The 15,386-nt window shown below is 45.8% G+C and carries 16 protein-coding genes and 1 pseudogene; 15 read left to right on the top strand and 2 right to left on the bottom strand.

The features are described 5' to 3' along the window. On the bottom strand, nt 1–228 hold a 228-nt coding region (locus H532_RS0107915), incomplete at its 3' end, for a UPF0236 family transposase-like protein (protein WP_027724065.1). A gap of 102 nt (nt 229–330) precedes the next feature. On the opposite strand from H532_RS0107915, the pseudogene H532_RS18255 reads away from it, so the two are divergent. From H532_RS18255 to mtaB, 5 genes and pseudogenes are all read left to right on the top strand, one after another. Then, nucleotides 331–1,284, top strand: a pseudogene (locus H532_RS18255) (Hsp70 family protein); the annotation flags it as partial. 146 nt (nt 1,285–1,430) lie between these two features. Continuing rightward, on the top strand, nt 1,431–2,561 hold the full coding sequence (gene dnaJ / locus H532_RS0107905) for a molecular chaperone DnaJ (RefSeq protein ID WP_027725045.1): 1,131 nt from the start codon (nt 1,431–1,433) through the stop codon (nt 2,559–2,561). A gap of 19 nt (nt 2,562–2,580) precedes the next feature. Further along, a complete protein-coding gene (prmA, locus tag H532_RS0107900) occupies nt 2,581–3,516 on the top strand; it encodes a 50S ribosomal protein L11 methyltransferase (protein ID WP_027725044.1) in 936 nt (311 codons plus the stop codon). Nucleotides 3,517–3,525: 9 nt separating this feature from the next. Further along, the gene (locus H532_RS20295; protein ID WP_027725043.1) at nt 3,526–4,281 is read left to right on the top strand and encodes a 16S rRNA (uracil(1498)-N(3))-methyltransferase; all 756 of its coding nucleotides are present in this window, start codon (nt 3,526–3,528) and stop codon (nt 4,279–4,281) included. 6 nt (nt 4,282–4,287) lie between these two features. Then, nucleotides 4,288–5,661 carry a tRNA (N(6)-L-threonylcarbamoyladenosine(37)-C(2))-methylthiotransferase MtaB gene (gene mtaB / locus H532_RS20290; protein ID WP_027725042.1) on the top strand — a complete coding sequence of 458 codons (1,374 nt, stop codon included), beginning with the start codon at nt 4,288–4,290 and terminating at the stop codon, nt 5,659–5,661. A gap of 187 nt (nt 5,662–5,848) precedes the next feature. Here mtaB and H532_RS0107885 read toward each other — a convergent pair whose 3' ends face one another. Beyond that, on the bottom strand, nt 5,849–6,772 hold the full coding sequence (locus H532_RS0107885; RefSeq protein ID WP_027725041.1) for a Na/Pi symporter: 924 nt from the start codon (nt 6,770–6,772) through the stop codon (nt 5,849–5,851). A 69-nt stretch (nt 6,773–6,841) separates the two neighbouring features. Between H532_RS0107885 and H532_RS0107880 the strand changes: the two genes are divergently transcribed. From H532_RS0107880 to era, 10 genes are all read left to right on the top strand, one after another. Next, the gene (locus H532_RS0107880) at nt 6,842–7,258 is read left to right on the top strand and encodes an acyl-CoA thioesterase (protein WP_027725040.1); all 417 of its coding nucleotides are present in this window, start codon (nt 6,842–6,844) and stop codon (nt 7,256–7,258) included. A gap of 150 nt (nt 7,259–7,408) precedes the next feature. Then, complete coding sequence (gene rpsU / locus H532_RS0107875; RefSeq protein WP_027725039.1) at nt 7,409–7,588, top strand: 30S ribosomal protein S21; 180 nt, start codon at nt 7,409–7,411, stop codon at nt 7,586–7,588. Between the two features lie 14 nt (nt 7,589–7,602). Beyond that, nucleotides 7,603–8,046: a GatB/YqeY domain-containing protein gene (locus tag H532_RS0107870; protein ID WP_027725038.1), complete on the top strand. Its 444-nt coding sequence runs from the start codon at nt 7,603–7,605 to the stop codon at nt 8,044–8,046. 371 nt (nt 8,047–8,417) lie between these two features. Continuing rightward, nucleotides 8,418–8,702, top strand: a complete 285-nt coding sequence (gene yqfC, locus H532_RS0107865) for a sporulation protein YqfC (protein WP_027725037.1) — start codon at nt 8,418–8,420, stop codon at nt 8,700–8,702. 11 nt (nt 8,703–8,713) lie between these two features. Further along, the gene (gene yqfD / locus H532_RS18250) at nt 8,714–9,949 is read left to right on the top strand and encodes a sporulation protein YqfD (RefSeq protein ID WP_051263214.1); all 1,236 of its coding nucleotides are present in this window, start codon (nt 8,714–8,716) and stop codon (nt 9,947–9,949) included. Nucleotides 9,950–10,079: 130 nt separating this feature from the next. Continuing rightward, nucleotides 10,080–11,039, top strand: a complete 960-nt coding sequence (locus H532_RS0107855; protein WP_027725036.1) for a PhoH family protein — start codon at nt 10,080–10,082, stop codon at nt 11,037–11,039. 28 nt (nt 11,040–11,067) lie between these two features. After that, nucleotides 11,068–13,248, top strand: coding sequence for an HD family phosphohydrolase (locus H532_RS0107850; protein WP_245566434.1), 2,181 nt, complete (start codon nt 11,068–11,070; stop codon nt 13,246–13,248). A gap of 155 nt (nt 13,249–13,403) precedes the next feature. Continuing rightward, nucleotides 13,404–13,874 (top strand): rRNA maturation RNase YbeY, encoded by a 471-nt coding sequence (gene ybeY, locus H532_RS0107845; RefSeq protein WP_027725034.1) that lies wholly within the window; start codon nt 13,404–13,406, stop codon nt 13,872–13,874. A gap of 2 nt (nt 13,875–13,876) precedes the next feature. After that, nucleotides 13,877–14,233 carry a diacylglycerol kinase family protein gene (locus H532_RS0107840; protein ID WP_245566433.1) on the top strand — a complete coding sequence of 119 codons (357 nt, stop codon included), beginning with the start codon at nt 13,877–13,879 and terminating at the stop codon, nt 14,231–14,233. An 86-nt stretch (nt 14,234–14,319) separates the two neighbouring features. After that, entirely contained in the window at nt 14,320–15,219 is a 900-nt protein-coding gene (gene era, locus H532_RS0107835; protein WP_027725032.1) for a GTPase Era, read from the top strand. The last annotated feature ends 167 nt before the right edge of the window (nt 15,220–15,386 follow it).

The raw sequence follows: 15,386 nt of genomic DNA, 5'->3' as shown, positions 1-15,386 counted from the left end.
GTAAGTCACAGCCCCAAAAGTAAACGTCAACGTCTTTTTATCTTTACGTTCTCTTTTCCATCCTTCTTTTCTTTTTTCATTCACAATGGCTTCATCGAGTTGACCAAAGACAATGCCCATCACGTCGGCAAATGTGCTGTACATCAGCCGTTTAAGCTGTTCTTCAAACGAAATAAAATCGCGAGTTTCATTTAACAATTGGTATATTTTTGGTATAATGTTTTCCATGAGAAGGCCTCTCTTCAAATGTATTTGCTTGGTGGCATACATTTATGTTAGAGTGCCTTCTCTATTTTTTTCCATCATTTTGCTTCGAGAAATATTTTACACATACCTGACGCCGGGTTAAGTTACGATGAAATCGATAAAGTTATTTTAGTTGGTGGTTCCACCCGGATTCCAGCTGTTCAGGAGGCGATTAAACGTCTGACGGGTAAAGAACCGCACAAAGGGGTTAACCCAGATGAAGTCGTGGCTCTTGGGGCCGCTATTCAAGCTGGTGTTTTAGCTGGTGAAGTCAAGGATGTCGTTTTACTAGACGTTACACCTCTTTCCTTGGGTATTGAAACCATGGGCGGTGTCTTCACGAAACTGATCGAGCGGAACACAACGATTCCGACGAGCAAATCGCAAATTTTCTCAACGGCTGCAGATAACCAAACCTCTGTGGAAATTCATGTTCTGCAAGGGGAACGCCCAATGGCCGCTGATAACAAAACGCTTGGCCGCTTCATGTTAACGGATATCCCGCCGGCACCGCGCGGCATTCCGCAAATTGAAGTCACATTTGAAATCGACGCGAACGGCATCGTTAATGTCCGCGCGAAGGACAAAGGCACAAACCGCGAACAATCGATTACTATTAAATCCGATACCGGTCTGTCGGATGAAGAAATCGAACGCATGATCAAAGAAGCGGAAGAAAACGCGGAGGCCGACCGTAAGCGTAAAGAAGAAGTGGATCTCCGCAACGAAGCGGATCAGCTGATCTTCACAACCGAAAAGACGCTGAAAGACTTAGGAGATAAAGTCGACAGTGCGGATAAGAAAAAAGCTGAAGAGGCAAAAGATAAGCTAAAGAAAACATTGGAATCCAAAGATGTGGATGCCATTCGCAAAGCGAAAGACGAACTTCAAGAAATCGTCCAGAACTTGTCCGTTAAACTGTATCAACAAATGGCTCAGCAACAACAAGCTCAATCAACCGGTGGTGCCGATTCCAAAAAGGATGATAACGTCGTTGATGCCGAGTACGAGGAAGTTAAAGACGACGATAAAAAATAATAAGAGCACCGCTCTAGCTTTCATAAGTGAGTCGAAGCCGAAAAGCGGCTTCGACTTTTTTCAAGAACGCCGTGTTTGAACATTGCATCTCGGGAAGTTTTGGTGCTAAGATAAAATTTATGTGAAACCTGTCGGGAGGAAATCGCATGGCGAAACGAGATTACTATGAAGTGCTAGGCGTGGATCGAAACGCGACGAAAGAAGAAATCAAGAAAGCGTATCGCAAGTTAGCACGGAAATACCATCCTGATGTGAATAAGGATGATCCAAACGCCGAAGAAAAGTTTAAAGAAGTTAAAGAAGCGTACGAAACGCTTAGCGACCCACAGAAGAAAGCGCATTATGACCAGTTCGGTCATGCCGACCCGAATCAAGGCTTTGGCGGTGCCGGTGAATTCCAAGGAGCGGATTTTGGCGGATTCGGTGACATCTTTGACATGTTCTTCGGCGGTGGTACAAGGCGCCGAGATCCCAATGCGCCCCGCCAAGGAGCAGATTTGCAATATACGATGACGCTGGAATTTGAGGAAGCCGCCTTCGGGAAAGAAACCGACATTGAAATTCCCCGTGAGGAGACTTGTACGACATGTCATGGTTCTGGTGCTCGTCCAGGAACAAAACCAGAGACGTGTTCTCACTGTGGCGGAAGCGGCCAATTAAATCTCGAACAAAACACACCGTTTGGTCGCATCGTCAATCGCCGCGTTTGTCATTATTGCCAAGGCAAGGGTAAAATAGTAAGGGAAAAATGCGGCCGCTGTGGCGGTACGGGTCGCGTGCGTATCCATAAAAAAATCCATGTCAAAATTCCTGCGGGCGTCGATGATGGTCAACAAATCCGCTTATCCGGCCAAGGTGAAGCCGGAATTAACGGCGGACCGCCCGGTGACATATACATTGTATTCCATGTCAAACCCCATAAATTCTTTGAACGGGACGGCGATGACATTTACTGCACGATTCCGCTCAATTTTGCTCAGGTAGCGCTTGGTGATGAAATCGAGGTGCCGACGCTCTACGGTAAAGTGAAGTTGAAAATCCCCGCTGGGACGCAAACCGGCACCCATTTTCGTTTGAAAGGAAAAGGTATTAAAAATGTTCGGGGTTACGGGCAGGGTGACCAACATGTGACGGTGAAGGTCGTCACCCCACGGCATTTGTCTGAACGGGAAAAGGCTTTGTTCCGTGAACTTGCAGAACTCAGCGGTCAAAACCCCATTGATGAACAAAATGATACGTTTTTTTCAAAGGTGAAACGCGCCTTTAAAGCGGATTGAGAATGGAGGCCGGTGGCCCATGAATTGGTCGGAAATATGCATTCATACGACGCGGGAAGCGATTGAACCGATTTCAAATATTTTACATGAAGCCGGAGCCGGTGGTGTGGTGATTGAAGATGCGGAAGATTTGAAACGCACATGGCCGGATCGTTATGGTGAGGTTTACGAACTCGATCCCGCGGATTACCCGGATGAAGGCGTCAATATCAAAGCCTATCTCCCAGTAAACAGCTTTTTGGGGGAGACCGTTGAGCAAATAAAAGAACAAATCAACGCCCTTCTCTTGTATGACATCGACCTTGGACGAAATACGATTACCATTAGTGAGGTCAATGAAGAACAATGGGCAACCGCTTGGAAAAAGTATTATAAACCGCAAAAAGTTACGGATCATTTAACGATCGTCCCCACATGGGAAGATTACCAACCGGAATCTGCTGACGAAAAAGTCATCGAGCTCGATCCAGGGATGGCTTTTGGGACGGGGACGCATCCAACGACCGTGCTTTGTTTACGAGCGATTGAAAAATATCTCCGGCCAGGTGAAGATGTCTTAGATGTTGGAACGGGCTCCGGCGTGTTAAGCATTGCTTGTGCCAAGCTCGGAGCAAACCGCGTCCTCGCTGTTGACCTTGATGAGGTTGCGGTGAAAGTGGCCAAACTGAATGTTAAAGTGAACAAAGTGCAAGAGGTGGTCGAGGTAAAACACGGCAATCTCGCCGACCATGTCGATGGTACTTATCAGTTGGTCGTTGCGAACATTTTGGCAGAAGTCATTCTGCGCCTTGTCGATGATGCCTATCGCTTATTGAGCCCTGGCGGCGTTTTTATCGCGTCCGGGATTATTGAAAACAAGCGCAAAGATGTCGAAGAGGCACTCCGCAACGCTGGCTTTACCATCATCGACATCGAGAGCGAAGAAGATTGGGTCTCAATAGTTAGCCGCAAATAAGGTGAAACGATGCAACGGTATTTTGTTTCGGAATCAGAAATTGAACAAGGTCAGGTAAAGATCGTTGGCGACGATGCTCGGCACATCTCAAAGGTTATGCGAATGCGGCCAGGTGACCGTATTATTTGCTGCCAAACAAACGGCCGTGCTTATCTTTGTTCACTTTCGGCGATCCTTGATGGTGAAGTCATCGCTGATATCGAGCAGGAACTCGATGAGAATCATGAATTGCCCATTCGCATCGCTCTTGCTCAAGGGCTCCCAAAAGGTGATAAACTGGACTGGATCGTGCAAAAAGGGACAGAATTGGGAGCTGAGGCGTTTATTTTGTTTCAGGCGGAACGCGCTGTCGTCAAATGGGAAGGCGCAGCAAAAATTGCACGCAAGCGGGACAGGTTAAAAAAAATCGCCAAAGAAGCGGCTGAGCAGTCGCATAGGAATAAAATACCAGATGTGACGGAACCGCTATCCATATTACAATTGATAGAGGCGAGTAAACATTTTGATTATAAAGTCGTGGCTTATGAAGAGGAAGCCAAGTCCGGCGCAATGAAGGGACTTTCCGCCATCTTTCGAAAAATGAAGCCAAAAGAGTCGCTTTTGACAGTGATTGGACCGGAAGGCGGGCTAAGTGAAAGCGAGATTGCGGCATTAGATGATGCCGGCTTTACGAAGGTGGCTCTTGGAAAACGCATTTTGCGCACGGAGACGGCTGGGCTTTATCTCTTATCCGCGGCCTCCTATCATTTTGAATTATTGGAGTGAATGCACATGCCATCAGTGGCTTTTCATACTTTAGGCTGCAAAGTGAACCATTATGAAACGGAAGCGATTTGGCAGCTCTTTCAAAAAAACGGTTATGAACGCAAAGACTTTGACGATCGAGCCGATGTCTATGTCATCAATACTTGTACGGTCACAAATACCGGCGACCGGAAAAGCCGGCAAATGATTCGCCGGGCCGTACGCAAAAATCCTGACGCCGTTATATGCGTGACCGGCTGCTACGCGCAAACATCCCCCGCTGAAGTCATGGGGATCCCCGGCGTAGATATCGTTGTGGGCACACAAGACCGTGAAAAAATGCTCGGTTATATTGAACAATTTAAAAAAGAACGGGAACCCATCAATGGCGTTTCCAACATTATGAAAGCCCGTGTCTTTGAAGAACTTGACGTACCATCGTTTACGGACCGTACGCGAGCTTCCTTAAAAATTCAAGAGGGATGCAATAATTTCTGCACCTTCTGCATCATTCCGTGGGCACGGGGACTTCTGCGCTCGCGTGAACCTCAGGCAGTCTTGGAACAAGCGCAAAAATTAGTGGATGCCGGCTATAAAGAAATCGTCTTGACAGGCATTCATACGGCTGGTTACGGCGAAGACATGAAGGATTATAATTTTGCCCGTCTTTTACGCGATCTCGAGGCCAACGTCAAAGGCCTGAAGCGGCTCCGTATATCATCAATCGAAGCAAGTCAAATTACCGAAGAGGTTATTGAAACGATTGATCGCTCCAAGGTCATCGCCCGTCACTTGCATATTCCGCTGCAATCAGGTTCGGACACCGTTCTTAAAAGAATGCGTCGGAAATATACAACTGACTTTTATGCCGAAAAAATCGCCCGTCTTCGCGAGGCGCTTCCGGATTTTGCCTTGACTTCGGATGTCATTGTCGGCTTCCCGGGTGAAACCGAAGCCGAGTTTCAAGAGACGTATGATTTCATCAGCCGGTTAAAATTCGCCGAACTCCATGTGTTTCCGTATTCGAAGCGGACGGGGACGCCGGCAAGTCGCATGCCGGATCAAGTCCCAGAGGACATCAAACACGACCGTGTGCGCCGTTTGATCGCCTTGAACGATCAGCTGGCATTGGAATATGCCAAAGCATACGAAAACGAAGTGTTGGAGGTCATACCGGAAGAACCTTATAACAAAGATGCTTCAACCGGCCAATGGGTTGGCTATACGGATAATTATCTAAAGGTCCGCTTTCCAGCCACACCGGATATGGAAGGCAAACTTGTGCGCGTAAAAATCGTGAAAGCCGGCTATCCGTACTGTGACGGGCAATTCGTCCGCGTTTTGGACGATCATGTCGATCTTAATGATTTGCACTCGGATGCGGACCAAACCGCTGTGTAAGGGTAATGAAGTCCGTTATGTGCGGAGGGTAAATGTCCGATCAACTATAGCTCTGCCTTTGCCTAATAGGCTTGGCAGAGCCGAGTTTTTTTATAGGTCAGAAAGCATAAACTTTTTTCGGGCTAGCATAAGGGGAACAAAGTCCCCATCTTCACCTTAATGGCTAGGTGGAGTTTTCTTTATATTCTCAGCGATTTAAGATCTTGTCCACCCATCTGCCATAACTATTGGCGAAAGGAAGGGCAAGAAAAGCCGTGATGACGTTGAATAGGACGGACATATGGGCAATCGCTTGATCCGGCGCTCGCGACACTTTCGCCACTCCATCCGCAAAAATTGGGAGAATGGGGTAAAACAATAAAACGCCGAGGAAATTGAATAAGGTATGCGTATAAGCCGTGTAGCGTGCCGGTTTACCGGACGGAAGGGCGGCAAGAAGCGCCGTCATACATGTCCCGATATTCGCACCGAGAACGATGGCGAAGCTCGCAGGAAGCGTTAAGAGATCCGCGGTGGCAAGCCCCATGACGAGGAGCTGGGTGGCAGCACTGGATTGGATGATCGCCGTAAAAACACAGCCCACAATAATGGCTAAAGCTAATGAATGATTGACGGCATCAAGGATAGTTCGCATCGATGCCAAGTTTTCAACGGGCCCGGCTAGTGATTGAAAGCCGTTCATTGCACAGAACAGCGAGCCGAGCCCAAAACTGAATGTCCCGGCCACGAACGCTTTTTGATAAGGCAGGAACATGAGGACGACACCAAGGACGAGAAGAACCCAAAAATGGGATCCTAGATCAATGGTAGCGATTTCACCGGTCACCGTCGTCCCGATATTCGAGCCGAGAATGACGCCGATGGTTTGCTGAAATGAGATCAATTTCGCAGATACCAGACCAATGGCGATAACCGTAACGGCTGAGCTGCTTTGCATTGCCGCCGTCAGAATCATCCCGAAAAAAAGACCTTTGATGGGCTTGTCCGTCACCCGATATAAATACATTTTTAAACGGTCCTCGGACGCGTTCAGCATCCCGATGCGCATCACTGTCATTCCGAAAAAGAATATCGTAATATAAATAATAAATGTGCTTATAAGCGTAAACATTTATCTCACCCATATCATTCTATTGGACAAGGCTTATAAACATGACTGCAAGCGTCTGGAGTGAAAAAAATGGCAACGGTAACTGACATTCGCGTGCGCTTTTGTGAAACGGATGCAGTAGGACACGTCAACAACGTCAGTTATTTCATCTATTTGGAGGAAGCGCGTGTTGATTTTACGAAACAAATCGGGCTATCGTTGGAAACTAAAGATGTGACGATGGCGGTCGTATCCTTGCACTGCGATTTTATTGCCCAAGCCTATTTCGATCAGGTGATTCAGGTGGAAACGGCTGTAGCTAAAATCGGGCGCAAAAGTTTTACACTCGTGCATGATATTCGCGATAAGGAAAGTCAAACGCTGATTGCTCGAGGGGAATCGGTGGTCGTATGGTTAAACGGGGAAAAGAACAAAGCCATCCCTTTGGATGATGACTTCATCAAAAAGCTGGAAGCGCATCGCTTAAAGGACGCTAGCGAATCTTAAGTTGACCGCGGGCGTTAATTCATATATAATACAAACGACATGGATTTTTTATACATGTAAAAGTGTAACGGCGAAAATGACTCAGGGCGAGTCCCTTTTTTGACCACGCCCTTCATAAGCGTTCGCTTTTCGGAGGGAGGGAAACACGGTATGGCAGTAGAAACAAAGGTTCGTAAAAATGAATCGATTGAAGACGCGCTGCGCCGTTTTAAGCGTTCAGTCGCAAAATCCGGAACGCTAGCGGAAATTAAAAAGCGCAGACACTACGAAAAACCGAGTGTCCGTCGCAAACATAAATCAGAGGCTGCGCGCAAAAAACGCAGATACTAGAAGGAGTTGTCTTCATGGGTTTGTTGGATCAACTAACCCGGGACATGAAGGAAGCCATGAAACAGAAGGATAAAACGCGCCTATCGGTGATCCGGATGTTAAAGGCATCCCTTCAAAATGAAGCCATTCATTTGAATAAAGAATTATCGGAAGACGAAGCGTTAACCGTGTTATCCCGGGAACTCAAGCAGAGGAAAGATTCCCTCCAAGAGTTTAAAAACGCCGGTCGAGAAGATTTAGAAGAGCAAGTTAAGGGCGAAATCGACATCATCCAATCTTATATGCCCAAACCGCTTTCGGATGAAGAACTTGAGAAGCTTATCGATGAAGCGATCGCAGAAAGCGGCGCGAAAACGAAAGCTGACATGGGTAAAGTCATGCAGCGCATCATGCCGAAAGTGAAAGGTAAAGCAGACGGGGCTAAAGTCAATCGCCTCGTTCAACAACGCTTATCATAAATGAACCAACGAAAGGTCTATCTCCTTGTAGGGATAGACCTTTTTTACGTTGGATATCGTACATATCCCCGACCGGAGAATGGCAAACTCAGCGAAGTATTATAAAATAAATTCAATATAGGAATATCCTTGATCAAGCTGGTATAAGCGGAATGAAAGCTCTGAACGCACGAAAAAGGCGCACACGGACTGTTCAATTATCCGGCCGGTAAAAGAGGAACTATGGCTCTGCCTTCACCTAAAAGGTTTGGCGGAGCTAATTTTTTTCTCGAAGCATTCAAAATAGGTTCGGTGGTTAGCAGGCTTAAGGCGAGATAAATGGTGATAGCCAGGCTTTCTATAACATAAAGATGATAAAGAGGTGGTGAAGGGTGGCCCGGAAATGGCAAAACAAAGTCCAACAGTGGTTCGTTGACCATACCGACATGCCGGCCGATGTGATCATGGATTTGCCGCGGATCACAATGATCGGGCGGCTGCATATATACATAGAAAACCATAAAGGGGTTATAGCCTTCTCCAAAGAAGAATTAAGGCTGTCCATGAAACAGGGACAACTCCTGATAAAGGGGCAAAATTTTATCTTAAAAACCATTTTACCGGAAGAAATCTTGTTGGAGGGGACGATTAAAAGTATCGAATTTATTGATGGCTAGGAGTGACCAAAGTGAAAAAAAACTGGAATGAAATGCTGTTCGGCCATGTCAGGGTCACCGTTCGCGGAAGAATTCCCGAAGCCTTTATCAACCGATGCGTAAAGGAATCCATAGCCATTTGGGATATCGAACGGGTTGGGGATCGAGAAATTGTTTGTTCGCTGATGTTAAAAGATATCAGGAGAATCAAACCGATTTTAAAAGCCACGGACTGCCGCATTCATTTTGAAGGACGGAGCGGCTTGCCATTTCTCATCCGCCGTCTTTTGTCCAGAACGGGTATTTTAATCGGCATCTTGTTTGCCTTCGCACTGATTTTTATTTTATCAAATATGGTCTGGCGGATTGATGTGAGCGGGGCTGACCCCGTAGTGGAAAAACAAATCCGCAGCGCCTTGAAAAAAATGAATGTTCATGTCGGGTCGCTGACTTTTTTCCTTCCCTCGCTTGAAACCATTGAGGATGAATTATTAGGGCAAATTAAAAAAGCGACATGGATAGGTGTCTCCAAAGACGGGACAACCTATCATGTGGATATCGTCCAAAAGGAGCTACCGCCAAGGGAAAAAGAAACCGGACCGCGGGATTTGATTGCCACAAAAGAAGCGAAAATTCGTCGGATCTTTGTTGAAAAGGGAGTCGCTGTTGTTGAACCGGATCAAGTCGTAGAACCTGGGCAATTACTCGTTTCCGGAAGCATCGGGAATGAAGATAATCCGAAGTTCGTCGCTGCTAAAGGAAAAGTGATGGGGGAAACGTGGTATCGCTCGGACGTAAGCGTGCCCTTAAAGACGGCCTACACAACGATGACAGGCGACATTTACCGCAAACATCAGTTGAAAGTGTTTGGCTGGTCGCTACCCATTTGGGGCTTTAAAAGTCATCCTTACAAGGAAGCCCACGTCGATAGAGAAATCAAGCCTTTTCATTTTCTTTTTTGGGACTTGCCTGTTTCTTATGAAAGAATAACGTATCGGAAAACCGATACCACTCACCGACAGTTGACTATGGATGAAGCGCTGGCTATTGGGAAAGAAACCGCCGCTAATCAGTTGCTGCAAAAATTATCGGAGGATGCCAGAGTGTTGGCGATCGATATACGAAAAAGGTTTGTAGAAAACGGGGAACTGCATTTAAACTTGCTCATGACCGTCGAAGAAGACATTACAAAACCACGGGTGATCATCCCTAGTGAACGAATAAAACACATTCGCAAAGAAAAAGAGAAAAAAGCACCAGCTTCTTAAAAGCGCTCAGTCCGCTCACCGTTTGGAAATAGCGGTGAGTTTTTCGATATTTAATGGAATTTTGTGTTATTCCTATGGTAGACTAAGAAAAAGAAAAGGACTACGATGGAGTTAAGGAGACTGAGCAATATTGTCCGAAAACCTTTTGCATACGATACACTTACATCTTGAGCATGCCGGGGATGCGATCACGCTCTTTGGCCCGAGTGATAGCTTTTTAAAAATCATCGAAGAAAAATTAGACGTATCCCTTGTCACCCGAGGCGGTCAAGTATCCGTTTCCGGTGACCCAAACAAAGTGCAAACCGTTGAGGATGTCTTAAAAGGCTTAATAAAATTGGTTAAGCGAGGGATCGCCATATCGGAAAGAGATGTCGTCTACGCCGTCCAATTGGCTGAAGAAGGTATGATTGACGCACTTGTGGACTTATATGATGAAGAAATTACGATTAACTCTAAAGGAAAACCAATTCGCGTGAAAACGCTTGGCCAACGCCGATATGTCCAAGCAATGCGGAAACACGATTTGGTGTTTGCGATTGGGCCTGCTGGTACAGGAAAAACTTATTTGGCCGTCGTGATGGCGGTGACTGCTTTAAAAAAAGGGTGGATCAAACGCATCGTTCTCACTCGACCAGCTGTTGAAGCGGGGGAATCACTAGGTTACTTGCCGGGTGATTTGAAAGAAAAAGTCGACCCGTATTTACGGCCTTTGTATGACGCGCTCCATGATATACTCGGTACTGAACATACCGCCCGGCTTTTAGAACGCGGGACCATTGAAGTCGCCCCTCTTGCGTATATGCGCGGGCGAACGTTAGAAGATGCCTATGTCATTTTAGATGAAGCGCAAAACACAACGCCAGAGCAAATGAAGATGTTTTTAACCCGGCTCGGTTTTGGTTCAAAAATGATCATTACCGGCGACATCACACAAGTGGATTTACCCAAAGGCAAGACTTCAGGGCTCGCAGAGGCGTGTGAAACGTTAAAAGATATCAAAGGGATTGCCTTTATCGAGCTAAAACGCCTCGATGTCGTCCGTCATCCGCTTGTACAAAAAATCATCCAAGCGTATGAGGCAAAATAGCATCGCTCTGTTTGAAGGGGGGTTAAGGATGATGCCGTGGGAATGGAAAGCGATTTGGCAGCGGGTGGTCAAGCGCGCGTGGTTAACTTATGTGATTTATGTTTTGATTGGTGTGATTTTATACTTGGCCATGATAAATGCCGCGCTGCCTGATACCGTCCATGTCAAACTTCACGACATTGCTCGTTATGACATTCAATCCCCTGTAGAAATTGTTGATCAGGAAACGACAAACAATTTGCGCAGACAGGCATCGGCCAATACTCCAACCACTTATGTCTTTAACAAAGATACCGCCATGCTCCAAGTGGAAAAAACCGGTGATATTTTTAATGTATTAGCGGACTTGCGGGAGAAAAAGCAAACGGCAAATGATGCAGCAAACGACGCTCACGCTGAGGGCAATCAACTTAAAGCGCAACAAGCAGCGAAATTGGAAGACGCCGTAAAAGACGCGCGGGAGAAACTGAAAAATACGACAGGCGGAAAACTGTCGGACGACACATTGCGGACGTTGCTTTCGGTTTCTGACCGCGATTTTGCTCTTGCCCAAGAAATTGCCAATTCCACCATTTATGATACGATGATGGATAAAATCAAATGGGCGGATCTAGAAGATGCGCAAAATAAAGCGATACGGTCGATCCCGAAATCGGTCGTCAATGACGATTTAACGGCAGCTCTTTCTGATATTTTGCGCTATGCGATTGTTCCGAACTATGTCTTTGATGCACAGGCGACGAAAAAGAACAAGGAAGATGCTGTAAAGGCCATTGAACCGGTTGTCATTCACCAAGGGGAAGTCATCGTCAAAAAAGGGGATCTCATCACGCGGGATGTCCTTCATAAACTCAAGGTTGTCGGTTTGTTGGACAATCATTATAAAATCTTGCCTTTCATCAGCCTCGCCATTCTTGTTGCTTTTTGTACCATGTTACTGGTTTTAGAGTTAAAACAGTTAAAACAAAAGCAAGGCGAACCAGATACAAGCAACTTGCTGATGTTTTTATGCATACATGTGTTAATTGTTGTTCTCTTGGAACTCGCCAACCTTTTAAAAAACGTCCATGTGAATCATATTGAATTCGTAGTGCCTGTCGCCTGTGGCCCGTTACTGATGACCATTTTATTAAGTAAGCGCTTGGCTGTGGTTTACAGTATTGTGGCAGCTGTTTCGAGCGGTTATATCTTTGGCGGAAACAGCGGGGCTTTCAATGCGACAATGGCTATTTATGTGTTATGCTCCGCCATGGCCGGTGCCTTGGTATGGCGGGAAAGTCGGGGGCGTTTGCGGTATTTACCAGCTGGTTTAATGATTGCAACGGTCAATGTTCTCGCGGCTTGTTCGCTTCATTTTATTAAAGGTGGTTCCATTCATATTTTGGAATTGGGGATGGAAATCGGCTTGGCATTTCTGTCCGCCTTTTTGGCGACCGTTTTAACCATTGGATTAATGCCGTTCTTTGAGGCGGTCTTTAACATTCTGTCACCCATGAAACTCATCGAATTGGCCAACCCAAACCATCCGCTTTTGAGGAAAATCCTCATCGAAGCCCCGGGCACGTATCATCACAGCATCATGGTTGCCAATCTTGCCGAACGCGCCTGCGAAGCCATCGGTGCGAACGGCTTGCTTGCCCGCGTCGCCGCCTATTATCATGATGTAGGGAAAACCAAGCGCTCGCGCTTTTTCGTGGAAAATCAAATGAACGGGGAAAACCCTCATGATAAAATCTCGCCGCATTTAAGCAAAACCATCATCATGGCCCATCCATATGACGGGGCAAAGATGCTGAAGGAAGCAAAAATCCCGAAGGAAATCATTGATATCGCAGAGCAACATCATGGCACAACTCTGATCAAATATTTTTACCACAAGGCAAAGGAAGAAGGCGGAGAGGTTCTGGAAAGCGATTTTCGCTATCCCGGTCCGAAAGCGCAGACGAAAGAGGCCGCGGTTGTTGAGCTGGCAGACAGTGTCGAAGCCGCTGTTCGATCCATGAAACATCCGACACCAGAAAAAATCGAAGCGCTCGTGCAATCGATTTTCAACGATCGGTTGGAAGATGGGCAGTTTGACGAATGCGACTTGACAATGAAAGAATTATATACCGTCCGCGCCTCATTAATTGAAACGCTTCAAGGCGTTTTTCATTCTCGCATTGAATATCCGGAAGATTTGCCGGCCAGAAAAATAAAGAGCGGCTGAATCCACGTATTTTGATAACGCGGACTTCAGCCAGCCTTTTTCTTAACGGTAAGAAAATGACGCATTAAACAGGTATCATAAAGGGCGTTTAGGTTTGTCTTTGCTCAAAACAACAGATCTATGCCTTCTTATTGACAGAAAGCGGAGGGTAGTAAATGGCACTTCATATTGCGGTCCAAGATGACCATGATTATTTAAACGAAAAACAACTGCAACAAGTTAAGGATTTGTTGCAGTTTGCCGCGGATCAAATGAAAGTCGGTAACGCTGAACTGTCTTTAACTTTCGTGGATAACCCGACCATACATAAAATCAATTTGGAATATCGCGGGAAAGATTATCCGACCGACGTCATTTCATTTGCCCTTGAAGAAATAACCGAAGAGGAAGTTCCGATTATCGGCGAAGATGTCCCGAGGGTTTTAGGGGATATCATCGTCTCCGTTCCGAAAGCCGTCTCTCAAGCAGAAGAATACGGTCATTCCTTTGAACGGGAAATCGGATTTCTCGTCGTTCATGGTTTTTTACATTTATTAGGGTATGACCATATGGAGAAAGCAGACGAACAAGAAATGTTTGCGCTCCAAGAAGACATTTTAAATAAGTTCGGCTTAACGAGGTCATAAATGTGGCAAAGAAAAAGCGGTTTTTAACGAGTGTTCGGGCGGCTTGGGCGGGTCTTATACATGCTTTCCGCAGTGAAAAAAACATGAAAATCCATGGTGTTTGCGCCATTTTGGTCATTCTTTTTGCGGCATGGTTCCATGTCAGCCGCTCGGATTGGGTTATACTATTATTGCTCATTTTTTTAGTCTTTGCTTTTGAGTTGATGAATACGGCTGTGGAACGAACGGTAGATCTATACACCCAAAACGACCATCCAATAGCGAAGCAAGCAAAAGATGTCGCGGCAGGTGCCGTTCTTGTCGTGGCGGTGGCGAGCGCCATCATCGGAGTGATCATTTTTAGTAGATATCTTTTTTAAAATAAGGTTGGTGTTCTTTATGAGTAAAAAAAGTTTGGTTGTGGCGTTGCACTTGGGAACATTACTGACAAAGGATTTGACGAAATATGGATTTTAAATCAGGTTTTGTCGCACTCATCGGCAGGCCGAATGTTGGAAAATCCACATTGTTGAATCATATCATCGGCCAAAAAATTGCGATCATGAGTAATAAACCGCAAACAACTCGGAATAAAATACAAGGTGTTTATACAACAGATGAGGCTCAAGTCATTTTTATCGACACGCCTGGTATACATAAACCAAAACATAAACTTGGGGAATACATGACCAAAATCGCCATCAACACGTTAAATGAAGTGGATCTCGTCCTTTTCATGGTTGATGCGGAAAGCGGTAAGGGACGCGGCGATGAATTTATCATCGAGCAATTGAAAAAATGTCATTCCCCCGTTTTTTTGATTGTGAATAAAATTGACAAGGTTCATCCTGATGATCTTTTGCCGCTCATTGATGAATATCGTCAAGCGTTTCCTTTCCAAGAAGTCATACCGATTTCGGCAAAGAACGGGCAAAATACGCAAACGATGATGGCGGAAATCATCAATGTCCTTGAAGAGGGGCCGAAATATTACCCCGATGACCAAGTGACTAACCATCCGGAGCGGTTTATCATATCCGAAATCATTCGGGAAAAAATTCTTCACTTAACGGAAGAAGAAGTGCCGCATTCGATTGCCGTCATGATTGAAAACATTGAAACGCGGAAAAACGGATCCATGATTGATGTGTTAGCCGCGATAATTGTGGAAAGGGATTCGCAAAAAGGAATCATTATCGGAAAAAACGGCCGCATGTTAAAAGAAATTGGCACGCGAGCACGCCGAGATATTGAGGCACTTCTCGGTTCAAAGGTTTATCTGGAATTATGGGTAAAAGTCCAAAAAAATTGGCGCGATAAAACGCAGTTGCTCCATGATTTCGGATTTAATGAAGACGACTACTGATGGCAAATGAGCTGTAGGAAAAAATTGGTGAGTTGGGGCGAGCGAGCCGGGAAGTCCCGGCAATATAACCGAATTTGTCACCATTATTGTCATTTTTTCCATTTCATGTTTTGCACCGATTCGTGAGAAACTAAAAAAACAAGGTGTTAAAACATGAAAGGTGGTTT

The sequence above is a fragment of the Tuberibacillus calidus DSM 17572 genome (genome assembly GCF_000430685.1).
Taxonomy (GTDB): Bacteria; Bacillota; Bacilli; order Bacillales; family Sporolactobacillaceae; genus Tuberibacillus; species Tuberibacillus calidus.
The sequence above is the reverse complement of the archived record's forward strand: the minus strand, read 5'-3'. Positions and strand labels throughout refer to the sequence as shown.

Excerpts from the sequence above, each read along its gene's own strand:
- prmA (WP_027725044.1), top strand. The coding sequence starts at position 2,581 with ATGAATTGGTCGGAAATATGCATTCATACGACGCGGGAAGCGATTGAA.
- H532_RS0107880 (WP_027725040.1), top strand. The coding sequence starts at position 6,842 with ATGGCAACGGTAACTGACATTCGCGTGCGCTTTTGTGAAACGGATGCA.
- rpsU (WP_027725039.1), top strand. The coding sequence starts at position 7,409 with ATGGCAGTAGAAACAAAGGTTCGTAAAAATGAATCGATTGAAGACGCG.
- dnaJ (WP_027725045.1), top strand. The coding sequence starts at position 1,431 with ATGGCGAAACGAGATTACTATGAAGTGCTAGGCGTGGATCGAAACGCG.
- mtaB (WP_027725042.1), top strand. The coding sequence starts at position 4,288 with ATGCCATCAGTGGCTTTTCATACTTTAGGCTGCAAAGTGAACCATTAT.
- H532_RS0107870 (WP_027725038.1), top strand. The coding sequence starts at position 7,603 with ATGGGTTTGTTGGATCAACTAACCCGGGACATGAAGGAAGCCATGAAA.
- H532_RS20295 (WP_027725043.1), top strand. The coding sequence starts at position 3,526 with ATGCAACGGTATTTTGTTTCGGAATCAGAAATTGAACAAGGTCAGGTA.
- ybeY (WP_027725034.1), top strand. The coding sequence starts at position 13,404 with ATGGCACTTCATATTGCGGTCCAAGATGACCATGATTATTTAAACGAA.
- era (WP_027725032.1), top strand. The coding sequence starts at position 14,320 with ATGGATTTTAAATCAGGTTTTGTCGCACTCATCGGCAGGCCGAATGTT.
- H532_RS0107850 (WP_245566434.1), top strand. The coding sequence starts at position 11,068 with ATGATGCCGTGGGAATGGAAAGCGATTTGGCAGCGGGTGGTCAAGCGC.
- H532_RS0107885 (WP_027725041.1), bottom strand. The coding sequence starts at position 6,772 with ATGTTTACGCTTATAAGCACATTTATTATTTATATTACGATATTCTTT.